This window comes from Streptomyces sp. NBC_00239, from assembly GCF_036194065.1.
GTDB lineage: Bacteria > Actinomycetota > Actinomycetes > Streptomycetales > Streptomycetaceae > Streptomyces.
Map to the genome: position 1 here is coordinate 5,655,965 of NZ_CP108095.1, position 15,022 is coordinate 5,670,986.

The 15,022-nt window shown below is 74.1% G+C and carries 13 protein-coding genes and 1 other RNA gene; 8 read left to right on the top strand and 6 right to left on the bottom strand.

The window, feature by feature from the left end; all coding sequences use genetic code 11:
• Positions 1–26: 26 nt before the first annotated feature.
• The 3 genes from OG764_RS24880 to OG764_RS24890 form a co-directional block, all read right to left on the bottom strand.
• Complete coding sequence (locus OG764_RS24880; protein WP_328970642.1) at positions 27–677, bottom strand: class I SAM-dependent methyltransferase; 651 nt, start codon at positions 675–677, stop codon at positions 27–29.
• Between the two features lie 187 nt (positions 678–864).
• Complete coding sequence (locus tag OG764_RS24885) at positions 865–1,380, bottom strand: hypothetical protein (protein ID WP_328970643.1); 516 nt, start codon at positions 1,378–1,380, stop codon at positions 865–867.
• Positions 1,381–1,383: 3 nt separating this feature from the next.
• Positions 1,384–1,944, bottom strand: coding sequence for a hypothetical protein (locus OG764_RS24890; RefSeq protein ID WP_328970644.1), 561 nt, complete (start codon positions 1,942–1,944; stop codon positions 1,384–1,386).
• 179 nt (positions 1,945–2,123) lie between these two features.
• Here OG764_RS24890 and OG764_RS24895 point away from each other — a divergent pair, with 179 nt between their 5' ends.
• Positions 2,124–4,307: an acyl-CoA dehydrogenase gene (locus OG764_RS24895; protein WP_328970645.1), complete on the top strand. Its 2,184-nt coding sequence runs from the start codon at positions 2,124–2,126 to the stop codon at positions 4,305–4,307.
• 12 nt (positions 4,308–4,319) lie between these two features.
• The gene (locus OG764_RS24900) at positions 4,320–5,507 is read left to right on the top strand and encodes a lipid-transfer protein (protein WP_328970646.1); all 1,188 of its coding nucleotides are present in this window, start codon (positions 4,320–4,322) and stop codon (positions 5,505–5,507) included.
• Between the two features lie 195 nt (positions 5,508–5,702).
• On the opposite strand, the gene OG764_RS24905 is transcribed toward OG764_RS24900, so the two are convergent.
• Positions 5,703–5,996 (bottom strand): hypothetical protein, encoded by a 294-nt coding sequence (locus OG764_RS24905; protein WP_328970647.1) that lies wholly within the window; start codon positions 5,994–5,996, stop codon positions 5,703–5,705.
• A gap of 293 nt (positions 5,997–6,289) precedes the next feature.
• On the opposite strand from OG764_RS24905, the gene OG764_RS24910 reads away from it, so the two are divergent.
• From OG764_RS24910 to OG764_RS24920, 3 genes are all read left to right on the top strand, one after another.
• A complete protein-coding gene (locus OG764_RS24910; protein ID WP_328970648.1) occupies positions 6,290–7,144 on the top strand; it encodes a MaoC/PaaZ C-terminal domain-containing protein in 855 nt (284 codons plus the stop codon).
• A 68-nt stretch (positions 7,145–7,212) separates the two neighbouring features.
• Positions 7,213–8,289, top strand: a complete 1,077-nt coding sequence (locus tag OG764_RS24915) for a Zn-dependent alcohol dehydrogenase (protein ID WP_328970649.1) — start codon at positions 7,213–7,215, stop codon at positions 8,287–8,289.
• 14 nt (positions 8,290–8,303) lie between these two features.
• Positions 8,304–9,245, top strand: coding sequence for a 3-oxoacyl-ACP reductase (locus tag OG764_RS24920; protein ID WP_328970650.1), 942 nt, complete (start codon positions 8,304–8,306; stop codon positions 9,243–9,245).
• 771 nt (positions 9,246–10,016) lie between these two features.
• On the opposite strand, the gene OG764_RS24925 is transcribed toward OG764_RS24920, so the two are convergent.
• Positions 10,017–11,156, bottom strand: coding sequence for a hypothetical protein (locus tag OG764_RS24925; protein WP_328970651.1), 1,140 nt, complete (start codon positions 11,154–11,156; stop codon positions 10,017–10,019).
• 415 nt (positions 11,157–11,571) lie between these two features.
• Here OG764_RS24925 and OG764_RS24930 point away from each other — a divergent pair, with 415 nt between their 5' ends.
• The 3 genes from OG764_RS24930 to OG764_RS24940 are packed head-to-tail and all read left to right on the top strand — an operon-like array spanning position 11,572 to position 14,548.
• Positions 11,572–12,441: a Nif3-like dinuclear metal center hexameric protein gene (locus OG764_RS24930; protein WP_328970652.1), complete on the top strand. Its 870-nt coding sequence runs from the start codon at positions 11,572–11,574 to the stop codon at positions 12,439–12,441.
• The gene (locus tag OG764_RS24935; protein ID WP_328973154.1) at positions 12,438–13,181 is read left to right on the top strand and encodes a zinc ribbon domain-containing protein; all 744 of its coding nucleotides are present in this window, start codon (positions 12,438–12,440) and stop codon (positions 13,179–13,181) included. The genes OG764_RS24930 and OG764_RS24935 overlap by 4 nt, the downstream gene beginning before the upstream one ends.
• Positions 13,181–14,548 carry a bifunctional RNase H/acid phosphatase gene (locus OG764_RS24940; protein ID WP_328970653.1) on the top strand — a complete coding sequence of 456 codons (1,368 nt, stop codon included), beginning with the start codon at positions 13,181–13,183 and terminating at the stop codon, positions 14,546–14,548. The genes OG764_RS24935 and OG764_RS24940 overlap by 1 nt, the downstream gene beginning before the upstream one ends.
• A gap of 63 nt (positions 14,549–14,611) precedes the next feature.
• On the opposite strand, the gene rnpB is transcribed toward OG764_RS24940, so the two are convergent.
• Positions 14,612–15,019: RNase P RNA component class A (gene rnpB / locus OG764_RS24945), an RNA gene on the bottom strand.
• Positions 15,020–15,022: the final 3 nt, after the last annotated feature.

A 15,022-nucleotide genomic window follows, 5' to 3' on the forward strand; every position in this document is an offset into this window, starting at 1 on the left:
GGGCGTGGGGTTCGGACCCGGCAGGGTCAGAGGCCCGGGGTGGTGCGGCGGAGGACGCGGAGGGAGTCCGTCACCGAGACTTCGGTGAAGGCGCCGGAGGCGAGGGCCCGGCAGTAGATCCGGTACGGCGCCTGACCCCCATCGGCCGGGTCGGGGAAGACGTCGTGGATCACCAGCGTCCCGCCCACCGCCAGGTGCGGCACCCAGCCCTCGTAGTCCGCCGTGGCGTGCTCGTCCGTGTGGCCGCCGTCGATGAAGACCAGGCCGAGGGGGCCGCCCCACACCGCCGCGGCCTGCGGCGACCGCCCGACGAGGGCGAGGACGTGGTCCTCCAGCCCGGCCCGGAACAGCGTCCGCCGGAAGGTCGGCAGCGTGTCCATCAGTCCGACCTCGGGGTCCACGACGGTCGGGTCGTGGTACTCCCACCCCGGCTGCTGCTCCTCGCTGCCCCGGTGGTGGTCCACGGTGACCAGGACCTGCCCGGCCGCCCGCGCCGCATCGGCGAGCAGGATCGCGGAACGCCCGCAGTACGTGCCGACCTCCAGCAGCGGCAGCCCGAGCGCGCCGGCCTCGACGGCCGCCCCGTACAGCGCGAGCCCCTCCCGTACCGGCATGAAGCCCTTGGCGGCCTCGAAGGCGGCGAGGATCTCCGGCTTGGGGGCGGCGGTGGGTGCCATGGGTGCCTCCGGGGCGGGCGGTGCGTGCGTGATGGGGCCCTCATGCTGCCCTACTGCCGGGTAGGACGGAACGGCGGGTAGGCCGCGTGATCCCCGTCACCCGGGCGGGCCCGCACCGGATGCGGTCCCCCGATTAGGTGCCACCGGATTCGGTACCCCCCGGACGCGGCGGCCGCCGGAGAGGAGGTCAGAGCCAGCCCGGCGACCTGGTGAGGGCGAAACGGGTGACGCAGCCCTGGAGCTGGGTGAGGAAGTCGCGCAGGTCGGTGGCGACGGGCAGGAAGTCGACGTCCGTGGAGGCGGGGGCGACCGAGCGGTGGACCGTGCCGTCCTGGCCCACGGCGAAGAGCGTCCCGCCGCCGTCGCTCGCGAAGACCGTGCCGCGGCCGGCGCCGCCGGGCATGGGCTCGGCCGTGAGCTCGCCGTGCGCGTGGGCGGCGGTGTGGATGAAGTACGCGTTGCCGATGTCGGCCATGGTCACCTCCTCGACCGTCTCGTAGAAGGTGACCAGGTCGGGGTGGACGGCCGGGTCCGCGCGCAGTGCGTCGACGCCGTCCCGCCCTCGTTCGGGGCTCGTCAGGACGACCTCGTTCACGTCCGGCGGGTACGGGTAGTAGGTCTCGAACGCGGCGAGGACGGCGTTCAGCCGGCCGGTGACGTCCGCGGCCCAGGTGCGGAGCCAATGCGGGTCGAGTGCCGGCACGTCCTAGCCCGCCGTTCCGGTCGTACGCCGCTTCTCCGCGAGGGCGAAGACCTCGGCGCGGCAGCTCTCGTGGAAGGCGGCGAACTGGATCAGGTCGACCCGGTCGGACTCCTTGAGGGTCGCCCGGATGTTCCAGTCCTTCTTCGTGAACGTGGTCAGCGCGGTGTCGCCGTGCTGCTCGCGGCCCGTGCGCTTCCAACCGCGCTCCTCCAGCGCGGCCAGCGCGTCGGAGTAGGGCCGCTCGCCGGTCTGCGTGTCGAGGGGCCCGCCCGGGCTCCCGGCCCAGAGGGTCGTGCACCGGCCGAGGCGGATCTCGGTCGGGTCGGTCTCGTCGGGGTCGACGCCCGGAGACAGGCCCATCAGCCCCGCCTCCGCGGTGGCCTCGTCCACGTCCCGGTTCACGGCCTCCCGGCCCAGCGGGTCCTGCCCGGCCGTCGGCGCTTTCGTGGACGCCGCCGGCGCCGACGGTGATGCTCCGGTGCCGGATCCGTCGCCGCATCCCGCCGTCACGGCGATCACCGCAGCCGTCGCGACCGTCGCCGCCGCCTTCTTGATGCTGTTCATGCGTACAGGTGCTCCCCACCCCGCTGAATCCCCCACGGGCGGGTGCCCACGCGTTCCGCCGAAGATTTTGGCACAAGGGGAGGCGGGGGCGTCGGGCCCGGCCTGAGGAGCGGCGAGCCAGAGGAACACGTTCTATTCTGACCTTCCGTCAGATTGGAACGTGTTCTACTCTGCCGCGCATGGGCATCGGAATCACATCGGAACACCGGGAGCTGGCCGAGGCCGTACGCGGCTGGGTGGCGCGGACCGTGCCGCCCGAAGAGGTCCGCAAGCTGCTCGACTCGCCGCCCCGGACGGGCGTCCGGCCCCCGTGGTGGGACGCGCTCGTCGCACAGGGCCTGCTGGCCCCGCACCTGGAGGGCGGCACCCTCCTCGACCTCGCCGTGGTCGTCGAGGAGGCCGCGCAGGCCGCACTCCCCGGGCCGTACCTGGCCAGTGCGCTCGCCTCCGCCGTCCTCGCGCACGCCGGCGCCGGCGAACTGGCGGCGGCGCTCGCCGACGGCAGCCGGATCGGAGCCGTGGCCATGGGGCCCGGCGGCATGACCGCCGTCGCCGTCGAGGGCGGTGGCCACCTGCTCGACGGGGCCGCGCCGCCGGTCCTCGGCGCGGGCGAGGCCGACCTCGTGCTGCTCGCCGCGGAGGCGGCGCACGGCACCCTGTGGTTCGCGGTGGACGCCGCCGCGCTCGACATCCGTACGCACGACAGCGCCGACCCGACGCGGCCCACCGCCGAGGTGCAGGCCCGCGGCGTGTCCGTGCCGCCCGGCCGGCTGCTCGCCGCGGACGCCGCTCTCGTACGGGACCTGGCCTGCGCCCTCTTCGCCGCCGACGCCTGCGGCACGGCCGCCCGGGCGCTGCGTACCGCCGCCGAATACGCCAAGGTGCGCGAGCAGTTCGGGCGGCCCATCGGCCAGTTCCAGGGCGTCAAGCACCTGTGCGCCGACATGCTCGTACGCGTCGAGCAGGCCCGCGCCCTGACCTGGGACGCCGTACGGGCCGCCGCCCCGGACGCCGATGGCGTGGGCGCGGGCCCGGGCGTGACGCCCGAGGTGCGGGCGCTGGTCGCGGCCCTCGCCGCGGGAACCGCCCTCGACGCCGCGTACTCCTGCGCCAAGGACGCCATCCAGATCCTCGGCGGCATCGGCTTCACCTGGGAGCACGACGCCCACGTCTTCCTGCGCCGCGCCCTCGTGGCCCGGCAGCTGCTAGGCGCCGGCGACGGGCACCGCACCCGGGCCGTCCGGCTGGCCGCCGCCGGAGCCCGCCGGGAGCTGAGGCTCGTCCTGCCCCCGGCGGCGGACGCGTACCGGGCCCGGGCCGCACAGGCCGTCGAGGACGCCCGCGGGCTCGACCCGGCCACCGCCCGCCGGGTCCTCGCGCCCACCGGCTACGCGGCGCCCCACCTGCCGCACCCGTACGGCCTCGGCGCCGGGCCCGTACAACAGCTCGCCGTCCAGGAGGAGTTCGCCGCGGCCGGGGTGCGGGTCGCCGAACTCGGCATCGCCACCTGGGTGGTGCCCTCGCTGATCGCGTACGGCACCGAGGAGCAGCGCGAGCGGTACGTGATGCCCACCCTGCGCGGCGAGGCGACCTGGTGCCAGCTCTTCTCCGAGCCGGGGGCGGGTTCGGACCTGGCCTCGCTGCGGACCAGGGCGGAACGCACGGCGGACGGCCGCTGGGTGATCAACGGGCAGAAGGTGTGGACGAGTTCGGCGCACACCGCCGACTACGGCATCCTGCTCGCCCGCACCGACCCCGCCGCCCCCAAGCACAAGGGTCTGGGCTACTTCGTCGTCGACATGAAGAACACCCCCGGCATCGACATCCGCCCGCTGAAGGAGATCACCGGGGAGGCCCTCTTCAACGAGGTGTACTTCGACGCGGCCGAACTCCCCGCGGACGCCCTCGTCGGCGAGGAGACCGGCGGCTGGAAGGTCGCCCGCAACACCCTCGGCAACGAGCGCGTCCACATGGCCGACCAGATGTCCTTCTCCACCGGCCTCGAAGCGCTGATCGCCCGGTCCGCCGACCTCGACGGCGCCTACCGGGCCCGGATCGGGGCGCTCGTCGCCGAGGCGCACGCGCTCGCCTGCATCGGGCTGCGGACCACCCTGCAACAGGTGTCCGGCCTGGAGCCCGGCGCGGGCGCGTCCGTGCGCAAGCTCGTCCAGACACCGCACCAGCAGCGCACCGCCGAGCTGGCGCTCGAACTGCTCGGCCCGGCGGGCGCGGTCTGCGAAGGGCCGGGGGAGCGGGCGGTGCACGGGATGCTCATGTCCCGCTGCCTGACGATCGCCGGCGGCACCACCCAGGTCCAGCTGAACGTCGTGGCCGAGCGGATCCTCGGCCTCCCCCGGGACTGAAGGGCAGCACAGATGAAGTCGTACATCGTGGGTGTCGGCATGACGAAGTTCGAGAAGCCGGAGACGCGGGACTGGCAGTACTGGGACATGGCAAAGGAGGCCGGGACGGCGGCGCTCGCCGACGCCGGGATCGACTACGGGCTGGTCGAGCAGGTGCCGGTGGGCTACTGCTTCCAGGCGTCGACGGCCGGGCAGCGGGCCGCGTACGAGCTGGGCCTGACGGGGGTGCCCGTCTACAACGTCAACAACAACTGCGCGACCGGGTCCACGGCGCTGATGATGGCCCGGCAGTTCGTCGAGGGCGGGCAGAGCGACTGCGTGCTCGCGCTCGGCTTCGAGAAGATGAAGAAGGGCGCGCTGGGGGGCGGGGCCGACGGGGGCGACTTCAAGACGTCGCCGGTGGCCCGGCACTACGGGATCATGGCGGCCGGGCACGGCTTCGAGATGAGCCCGCCGACCGCGCAGATCTTCGGGAACGCGGCCCGCGAGCACATGGAGCGGTACGGGACCACGGCCGCGCAGCTCGCGATGGTCGGCGAGAAGAACCACCGGCACTCGGCGGCCAACCCGAACGCGCAGTTCCAGGACGTGTGGACGGTCGAGGAGATCCTCGCCGCGAAGGAGATCCACCGGCCGCTGACCAAACTCCAGTGCTCGCCGACGTCCGACGGCGCGGCGGCGGCGGTGGTGGTGTCCGAGCGGTTCGTGGTCCGGCACGGGCTCCACGACAAGGCGGTCGAGATCGCGGCGCAGGCGATGACCACCGACACGGGGGAGTCCTTCGCGTCCGGGTCGTGCATCGACGTGGTCGGCAAACCGATGACCGCGGCGGCGGCGCGGCAGGTCTACGAACGGTCGGGGCTCGGCATCGAGGACGTCGACGTGATCGAACTCCACGACTGCTTCTCGGTGAACGAACTGCTGACGTACGAGGCGCTGGGGATGTGCGGGGAGGGGGCCTCCGGGAAGCTGGTGGAGAGCGGCGCGACGACGTTCGGCGGGCGGTGGGTGGTGAACCCGTCCGGGGGGCTGATCTCCAAGGGGCATCCGCTGGGGGCGACGGGGCTGGCGCAGGCGGCCGAGCTGGTGTGGCAGCTCCGGGGTGAGGCGGGGGGTCGGCAGGTCGGCGGGGCGCGGGTGGGCCTCGCCCACAACATCGGGCTCGGCGGCGCGGCCGTGGTGACCCTGCTCCGCCGATAGCCCCTGGCAGCCGGCCGCCGCCCCCGCTCGCGCCTCAAGCGCCGGCGGGCTGGAGCTGGATTGCCCCGCGCGCGGCCCCGCGCCGGGCCGCGTCCGCCTCAATCGCCGGCGGGGCTGGGGTCGGCGGCGCCCGGGGCGTGACCTCCAGCCTCGCCGGCGTTTGAGGCGCGGGGTCTGGGGCGGAGCCCCAGGGGGTCAGGGGGCGAGGGCCGGGTCGATGACGGTTTCGCCGCGGGAGGCCCGGCGGATGGAGTCCGCCAGATCGTCCAGCGGACCGTCCCGCAGGACCAGCCCCGCCCCGCCCACGGCGAGCACCGCGGCCGCCAGCCCCTCGTGGGCGGAGCCCGTGAGGACCAGGACCCGGCACTCGGGGTCCTCCCCGAGCAGCGCGGGGACCCGGTCCACGGAATCCGTCAGGGCCACCGCCGGCCGGGCGATCACGGAGGCCACCACCTCGATGTCCGGCTGAAGCCCCAGCTGCACCGCCAACGGCGGATTCGGCGGAGCCAAAAGCACCCGCAGGGACCGGGCAGAGCGCTGGGAAACCGGCATTTCGTCCACCCGTCGAGCGTAGGCCCCACCCGCCCGCCGCGCGCGCCACGCACCCCCGAGAAACCTGATCTGACGTCACGTCAGGAGTCTTCCCAACGGCCGGACCGCACGATATACATTCCCCACCGGCCCTAGAACGCGTTCTAGAACCGGCCCGAATACGACCTCGGCGCGGCCGACGGTGCGGACGGTCGCGCCGAGGTCTTCCACGACCAAGGAGCAGCATCCTCATGCCGATCGATGCCGCCAGGGCGCTCGCCGCCGATCCCCGCCGCAGCGAGATCCGCTGGGACCACAAGGACATCCAGCTCTACCACCTCGGTCTCGGCGCCGGCACCCCCGCCACCGACCCCGACGAGCTGCGCTACACCCTGGAGTCCAAGCTCCACGTACTGCCGAGCTTCGCCACCGTCGCGGGCGCCGGCATGGCCATGCTCGGCGGGCTCGGCGCGCCCGGCATCGAGGTCAACCTCGCCTCCGTGCTGCACGGCGGCCACACCATCGAGCTGCACCGCCCCATTCCCGTCAAGGGGGAAGCCGTCTCGCAGTCGAAGGTCGCCGCCGTCTACGACAAGGGCAAGGCCGCCGTGATCGTCCTGCGCTCCGAGGTCGCCGACGCCGAAGGCCCGCTGTGGACGAGCGACGCCCAGATCTTCGTACGGGGCGAGGGCGGCTTCGGCGGGGAGCGCGGGCCCTCCGCACGCGCCGAGGAGCCCGACCGGGACCCCGACCGCACCGTGGAACGCGTCATCCGCGAGGAGCAGGCCCTGCTCTACCGGCTCTCCGGGGACTGGAACCCGCTCCACGCCGACCCCGAGTTCGCCAAGCTCGCCGGCTTCGACCGGCCGATCCTGCACGGACTGTGCTCGTACGGCATGACCCTCAAGGCCGTCGTGGACACCGTGCTCGGCGGCGACGTCTCCCGGGTCCGCTCGTACAGCACCCGGTTCGCCGGGATCGTCTTCCCCGGCGAGACGCTCCGCATGCGGATGTGGGAGTCCGAGGGCAGCGTCCGGGTGGCGGTGACCGCCGCCGAACGGGACGACGCGCCGGTCCTCGCCGACACCGTCGTGACGTACGCCTGAGCAACACCGACCGCACCGCACCGCACCGCACCAGTTCGCGAGTTCGCGAGTTCGAGAGGAGCCGCACCGTGCGCGCAGCACTGCAGAGCGAGATCGGACAGGACAAGCTGGAAGTCGTCGACGACATCCAGGCGATGGGCTTCGGCCCGGGCAAGGTGAAGATCCGCGTCCGGGCCACCGGACTGTGCCACTCCGACCTCTCCGCGATGAACGGCGTGCTGCCCCAGCCCGCCCCCTTCGTCCCCGGCCACGAAGGCGCGGGCGAGATCGTCGACGTCGGCGACGGCGTCACCGGACTCGCGCCCGGCGACCGGGTGCTCGTCTGCTGGCTGCCGCCGTGCGGCCAGTGCGCCTCCTGCAAGCGCGGCCAGGGCCACCTCTGCCTGGCAGGCCTCGTCAACGCCGGCGTGCCCAACTTCAAGCGCCCCGGCGGCGAGGTCTTCGGCTTCGCCGGCACCGGCACCTTCGCCGAGGAGGTCGTCGTCGCTGCGGGCTGCGCCGTACCCATCCCCGACGACGTGCCCTTCGAGATCGCCGCGCTGATCGGCTGCGGCGTCACCACCGGCCTCGGCGCGGCCATCAACACCGCGCAGGTCACCGCCGGCGCCTCGGTCGCCGTGATCGGCTGCGGCGGCGTGGGCATCTCCACCATCCAGGGCGCCAAGGTGCAGGGCGCGGCGCAGATCATCGCCGTCGACCCGGTCGCCTCCCGGCGCGAGGCGGCCCTGCGGTTCGGCGCCACCGAGGCCGTCTCCCCCGAGGAGTTCGCCGACGCCAAGGCCCGCATCACCGCCAACGAGGGCTTCGACTACGTCTTCGAGGTGGTCGGCAAGTCGGCGACCGCGCGCACCGCCTACGACATGACCCGGCGCGGCGGCACCGTGTGCATCGTCGGCGCGGGCGCCCTCGACGACAACTTCCAGATCGACATGTTCTCGCTGTTCTTCGACGAGAAGCGGATCCTGCCGTCCATGTACGGCGGCGGCGACGTACTGCGCTCCTACGAGCGGACCATCGCCCTGTGGCGGGCCGGGCGGGTCGACCTCGCCGGTCTGATCACCCACCGGGTGCAGCTCGCCGAGATCAACGACGCGCTGGACCAGATGCGTACCGGCGTCGCCCTGCGCACCTGCATCGAACTCTGAGAGGACCACACGTCATGGCACTGCCACTTCAGGGACTGTCCGCCGTCGTGACGGGCGCGGGCCGCGGGCTCGGGCGCGCCGAGGCGATCGAGCTGGCGCGGCTCGGCGCGAGCGTGGTCGTCAACGACTTCGGCCAGCCCGGCCGCGACGGCTCCGGCGAGGCGTCGGCCGCGCCTGCGGAGGAGGTGGCCGCCGAGATCCGGGCGGCCGGCGGTCGGGCGGTGGCGCACCTGGGCGACGTGGCCGACTTCGCGCAGGCGCGCGAGCTGGTCGAGCTGGCGGTGACCACCTTCGGCAAGCTGGACATCCTCGTCAACAACGCGGGGATCCTGCGCGACCGGATGGTCTTCTCCATGTCGGAGGAGGAATGGGACTCGGTGATCCGGGTCCACCTCAAGGGCCACTTCAACACCACGCACTTCGCGTCCGTGCACTGGCGCGAGCGGTCCAAGGCGGCGGGCGGCCCGGTGTACGGGCGGATCGTCAACACGTCCTCGGAGGCCTTCCTCGGCGGGTCCGCGGGACAACCGAACTACGCGGCGGCCAAGGGCGGCATCGTCGGCCTCACCACGTCGACGGCGCTGGCGCTCGCGAAGTACGGGGTGACGGCCAACGCGATCTGTCCGCGGGCGCGGACCCGGATGACGGAGGACGTCTTCGCGGGCTTCGAGGTGCCGGAGGAGGGCAAGCTGGACGCGCTGGCGCCCGAGCACGTCGCGCCGCTGGTCGGCTACCTGGCGTCGCCCGCTGCCGCGGGGGCCAACGGGCAGTTGTTCGTGGTGCACGGCGGGATCGTGGTGATCATGGAACGACCGAAGGTCGCGGCCAAGTTCGACACGGCGAAGGAGGTCTTCTCCTTCGAGGAGCTGGACGAGGTGCTGGGCGCGCACTACGCGGCGCGGCCGGCGGGTGAGACCTTCGCCGCCTCCGAAGTCCTCTCCCTCAAACACGCCTGACCCCCACGCCCCGGCCGGCTGCCCCTGCGGCTGACCGTGGCGCACCTCGGCTTCGCCGACGCCTTGGACGGCAACCTCCAGGCTCGATCCTGCCCGAGGGGCAACCCCTGCCTCGGCGGCAATTCCCAGCCCCCCCGGTACCCGAGGGGCAACCCCTGCCTCGGCGGCAACTCCCAGCCTCCCCGGTACCCGAGGGGCAACCCCCTGCCACGGCGGCAACTCCCAGCCTCGCCGGCGTTTGAGGCGCGGGTCCGGGCAGAGCCCGGTACCCGGCGGAGCCGGGTTGCAGTCTCGGGGCTCCGCCCCAAACCCCGCGCCTCAAACGCCGGCGAGGCTGGGAATGGCGCCCCAGCGGGTCGGCGAGGCTGGGTGTTGAGCCCCAGCGGGTCGGCGAGGCCGGGAATGGTGCCCCAGCGCGTCCGCGGGGCCGGGTGTTGCGCCGCCGGGCGCGGGCGAGGCCGGGCGTTGGCCCCAGTGGGGTGGAGTCAGCCCGGGGGTTCCTCGGACGGGTCGGGCTGGCGGCGGTGGCGGCCCTGGGACGGGCGCGCGGTGTCCTCCGTGGGGGCGGCACCGCCCCGATGGCGACCCCCCGCCACCCGCGCCTCGGTCGTCTCGGTTCGTACATCAGACATGTGGGACGTCACTCCGAATCGTTCTCTCACTCCGGCCTGGACCCCCATGCCCAGGCCGTTCCCCCAGCCCGCAATCTCATCACACGACGGGCCGTCAGAAGTATCGGGGTGCCCACTGACAGCCACCGCCGCCGTACGGTCAGCCGCAGGTCAGCGGGGCCTGCTGGAGGGGGATCGGCCGGGGGGCCGCCGGGGCGGCGGGCGGCGGGACGAACCGTACCTCCGGCGGGGCCTGGGGGACCGTCAGGTTCACCACCCCGCACGGCACGTCCGCCGTCGCGTACGGCAGCCGCAGCACGCCCTCCCGGGTCCACATGCCGGTCCCGCCCAGCCACCCCACCGGCGCCCCCAGCCGGAACAGGTACCGGTCCGCCGGCCGCCACAGCCCCAACCGGCCGCCGTCCAGGCACAGCGCCACCGCGCAGTTCTCCGGCATCAGGATCTGCCCCGGCTGCACCGCGAACGGCACCGCCGCCGCGCCCTCCTCCCGCAGGCACTCCGGGAAGCGCACCGGCCGGGCGCTGCCCAGCACCCCCCAGCCCAGCCGCGGTTCACCCGGCGCGTCCGAGCGGATCAGCAGCAGCCCGCTGTCCGGGTCCGCGAGCAGCAGCCGGTCGTCGCTGTCCTCGGCGATCTGGAGCAGCGGCGACACCTCGCCGCCCCGGCCGAGGTCCACGGCGACGGCCTTGGTGCGGCCGTCCTGCTCCCGGTCCAGGGCCAGCAGGCCGCCCGCGCGGTCCAGCCACACCCCGCCCGAGCACCGCCCGGGCACCACCGCGGCCTGCCGCGGCCCGGTGCCGGCGCCGGTGATCTGCCACACCTCCGTGGCGTCGGCGCGCGCCGCGAGGGCGAACGTCCCGCGGCCGTCCGGCGCCGGCGGCAGCAGGGTCAGGCCGGTGTAGTCCGCCGCCTCGATCCCGCCGAGCGGCAGCTCCCCGGTGCGCGGCCCGGCGGCCGCCCCCGTCGGGTACAGCAGCGCGAAGGCGTGCCGGCCGGCCACCCGGCGGTGGATCAGGACCCGCCCGTCGGCCAGCGCGAGGAGCCCGCTGTCGGCTTCCTCCGGCTGCCCCAGCGGAAGCGGTACGGCGTACGGTTCGGGTCCGCCCAGCGTCCAGCGCTCGGGGAACCGGGCCTCCCCGTCGCCGGCGAGCCGGGCCGCGTACGAGCCGTCCGCCGCGATCGCGAACGCGGTTCCGGCCGCCGTGGGGGCGGTCGGAGCGGTGCTCGGCGCGGTATTCGGGGCGGCCGGCGCGGCGGGTTCGATGGCACAGGCGGTCATCGTGCGTCACCTCCGGGGAGGAAGCTAGTTTTCGCACTTCCTGCCGAACAACGCGAGCACGCCCACTTCACACATAAGGGTGGCCGCCCGGCGGTTCGCCTGTGAAAGGCGAGACGACTGTGCTCCAGGCGGGCAGCAGGTACGGAGCCCCAGGTCAGCCCGCCGTGCCGCGGAGCGGCCCGTCCCCGTCCGCCGTGCCGCCGAGTCGTTTCTGCGTCTCCCGGGTCAGCTCGAGCCGCGCCCCCGGCGAGTACCGGAGGTCGGGCAGCAGTTCCTGCCACAGCCGTTCGGGCCGACACCGGCCGGATCGGCGCGGGCCCGGGGGCGGAACCGCGGGCGCCGGTGATTCCCCGCTCCAGGTCCGCCGATCAAGCCGGGACGGGCCGACGGCGCCACGGACGGTAGCCTTGCCCCCGTGCCCCGTCTGTCTGAAGTCATCGCCGCGCTCGACGCCCTCTGGCCGCCCGCCCGGGCCGAGGAGTGGGACGCCGTCGGCACGGTCTGCGGAGACCCCGACGCCGAGGTGTCGACGGTCCTGTTCGCCGTGGACCCGGTCCAGGAGGTCGCCGACGAGGCGATCAAGCTGGGCGCCGGCCTGCTGGTCACCCACCACCCGCTCTACCTGCGGGGGACGACGACCGTCGCGGCCTCGACCTTCAAGGGCAAGGTCGTGCACACCCTGATCAAGAACGACGTCGCCCTGCACGTCGCGCACACCAACGCGGACACCGCCGACCCCGGGGTCTCCGACGCCCTGGCCGGCGCCCTCGACCTGCGGATCACCGGCCCGCTCGTGCCGGACCCCACCGACCCGTCGGGCCGCCGCGGCCTCGGCCGGATCTGCGCCCTCGACCACCCCGAGACGCTGCGCGAGTTCGCCGCCCGGGCCGCCGCCCGGCTGCCCCGTACCGCCCAGGGCATCCGCGTCGCCGGAGACCCGGACGCGCTGATCCGTACCGTCGCCGTCAGCGGCGGCAGCGGCGACAGCCTCTTCGGGCAGGTCCGCGCCGCCGGCGTGGACGCCTTCCTCACCGCCGACCTGCGACACCACCCGGTGTCCGAGGCCCGCGAGACCAGCCCGCTCGCCCTCGTCGACGCCGCCCACTGGGCCACCGAATGGCCCTGGTGCGAGCAGGCCGCGGCCCAGCTCGACGCCGTCTCCGAGCGCCACGGCTGGGGTCTGCGGACCCACGTCTCGCGCACGGTCACCGACCCCTGGACCGCGCACGCGCCGTCCGAAGCACCCACGATGTCCTCTTCTCACCCCACAGGAGCCCCCAACTGAACGCCGAGCCCGCCGACCAGATCCGACTTCTCGACGTCCAGGCCCTGGACGTCCGGCTGTCTCAGCTCGCACACAAGCGCAACACGCTGCCCGAGCTCGCCGAGCTGGAGTCCCTGACCAAGGACCTCAGCCAGCAGCGCGACCTGCTCGTCGCCGCGCAGACCGAGGAGAGCGACACCCAGCGCGAGCAGACCAAGGCGGAGCAGGACGTCGACCAGGTGCGCCAGCGCGCCGTCCGCGACCAGCAGCGCCTGGACTCCGGCGCGGTCGGCTCGCCGCGCGACCTGGAGAACCTCCAGCGCGAGATCACCTCGCTGGCCAAGCGCCAGGGCGACCTGGAGGACGTGGTCCTGGAGGTCATGGAGCGCCGCGAGTCCGCCCAGGAGCGGGTCGTGGAGCTCACCGACCGGGTCTCCGCGATCCAGGGGAAGACGGACGACGCGACCGCCCGCCGCGACGCCGCCACCGCCGAGATCGACACCGAGGTCGCCAAGCTCTCCAAGGACCGCGAGCTGGTCGTCGGGTCGATCCCGGCCGACCTGGTCGCCCTGTACGAGAAGATCCGCGTCAAGCAGGGCGGCGTCGGCGCCGCCAAGCTGTACCAGCGCCGCTGCCTGGGCTGCCAGATCGAGCTGGACATCGCCGAGGTCAACGAGGTCAAGTCGGCCGCCGCGAACAAGGTCGTCCGGCACGAGAACTGCGGCCGCATCCTGGTCCGTACGGCCGACTCGGGCATCTGATGCCGCGGTTTGTCGTCGAGGCCGACGGGGGGTCCCGGGGCAACCCGGGGCCCGCGGGCTACGGGGCGGTCGTCCTCGACCCCGTCACCGGTGAGACGCTCGCCGAGCGGGCCGAGTACATCGGTGTCGCGACGAACAACGTGGCCGAGTACAAAGGCCTGATCGCGGGCCTGAAGGCCGCCGCCGAGCTCGCGCCGGAGGCCGCCGTCCTGGTGCGGATGGACTCCAAGCTCGTCGTCGAGCAGATGTCGGGCCGCTGGAAGATCAAGCACCCGGACATGAAGCCGCTCGCGGCGGAGGCGGCACGGATCCTGCCCGCCTCCCAGGTGACGTACGAGTGGATCCCGCGCGAGCGCAACAAGCACGCGGACCGGCTCGCCAACGAGGCCATGGACGCGGGCAAGCGCGGCCGGCAGTGGGAGCCGTCGGCCTCCACCGCGGCCCTCGACACGGGCGCGGCCCGCAGCCTGGCGACCCCGCCGCCGGCCGGACCCGTGGGCGACGCCGCCGCGGGCGCGGCCGCCGCGCGCGCCGCCCTGGCCTCGGCCCGCGGCACCACCGCACCCCGCGGGGCGCACGCCGCGGGCGGAGCGCACGCAGCGGACACCCTGTTCGCCGACGAACCCGCGAGCGGGACGGCCGTACCCGGGGCCACCGCACCCGGTACCGCCGTAGCAGAAACGGCACCTCAGCCCGCCGCCCCCGTCGCCGCGCCCTCGGCCGGCTGGTCGGGGCCGGACCTCGGCACGCCCGCGACCTTCGTGCTGCTGCGGCACGGCGAGACCGCCCTGACCCCCGAGAAGCGGTTCTCGGGCAGCGGCGGCACCGACCCGGAACTGTCCGAGACCGGCCTGCGCCAGGCCGACGCCGTCGCCCGGGCGCTCGCGGCCCGCGGCACCATCGAGACGGTGGTCTCCTCGCCGCTGCGCCGCTGCCGGCAGACCGCCCAGGCGGTCGCCGACCGGCTGGGGCTCGCGGTCACCGTCGACGAGGGACTGCGCGAGACGGACTTCGGCGCCTGGGAGGGCCTCACCTTCGCCGAGGTGCGCGAGCGCTTCCCCGCCGACCTCGACGCCTGGCTCGCCTCCCCGAAGGCCGCCCCGACCGGCGGAGGCGAGAGCTTCGCGACGGTCGCCCGGCGGGTCGCCGCCGCCCGCGACCGGCTGCTCGCCGCGCACCGGGGCCGTACGGTGCTGCTGGTCAGCCACGTCACCCCGGTCAAGACGCTGGTCCGGCTGGCCCTCGGGGCGCCGCCGGAGTCGCTGTTCAAGATGGAGCTGTCGGCCGCTTCGCTGTCGGCGGTCGCCTACTACGCGGACGGCAACGCCTCGCTGCGGCTCCTGAACGACACCTCGCACCTGCGCTGACGGGGACCACCACGTACGAAGGGGCCCGCACCAACCGGTGCGGGCCCCTTCTCACGCATGTGCAGAACAACCGGAGCTGTACGCCGGGTTCTGTCGCCCGGTGACCTCGCGGTCGCCGGGGAGACGGCCATCCATCTAGGACCGGCGTTGCCGCCGGCCTCGTGCGGTCTACCCGCGAACTCGGGCGGGCAGCCCTCAATCGTCCGCGCAGGGCCCGCCGTCCGAAGACGGCCGACCCATCTTGACCTTGCTCCAGGTGGGGTTTACCTAGCCGCCTGAGTCACCTCAGGCGCTGGTGGTCTCTTACACCACCGTTTCACCCTTACCGGCGGCCGAAGCCGCAGGCGGTCTGTTCTCTGTGGCACTGTCCCGCGGGTCACCCCGGGTGGGCGTTACCCACCACCCTGCCCTGTGGAGCCCGGACGTTCCTCGGCGGGACCGGAGTCCCGTCGCGGCCGCCCGCTCTGGTTGTTC

Excerpts from the sequence above, each read along its gene's own strand:
- OG764_RS24880 (WP_328970642.1), bottom strand. The coding sequence starts at position 677 with ATGGCACCCACCGCCGCCCCCAAGCCGGAGATCCTCGCCGCCTTCGAG.
- OG764_RS24890 (WP_328970644.1), bottom strand. The coding sequence starts at position 1,944 with ATGAACAGCATCAAGAAGGCGGCGGCGACGGTCGCGACGGCTGCGGTG.
- OG764_RS24895 (WP_328970645.1), top strand. The coding sequence starts at position 2,124 with ATGGGCATCGGAATCACATCGGAACACCGGGAGCTGGCCGAGGCCGTA.
- OG764_RS24900 (WP_328970646.1), top strand. The coding sequence starts at position 4,320 with ATGAAGTCGTACATCGTGGGTGTCGGCATGACGAAGTTCGAGAAGCCG.
- OG764_RS24910 (WP_328970648.1), top strand. The coding sequence starts at position 6,290 with ATGCCGATCGATGCCGCCAGGGCGCTCGCCGCCGATCCCCGCCGCAGC.
- OG764_RS24920 (WP_328970650.1), top strand. The coding sequence starts at position 8,304 with ATGGCACTGCCACTTCAGGGACTGTCCGCCGTCGTGACGGGCGCGGGC.
- OG764_RS24925 (WP_328970651.1), bottom strand. The coding sequence starts at position 11,156 with ATGACCGCCTGTGCCATCGAACCCGCCGCGCCGGCCGCCCCGAATACC.
- OG764_RS24940 (WP_328970653.1), top strand. The coding sequence starts at position 13,181 with ATGCCGCGGTTTGTCGTCGAGGCCGACGGGGGGTCCCGGGGCAACCCG.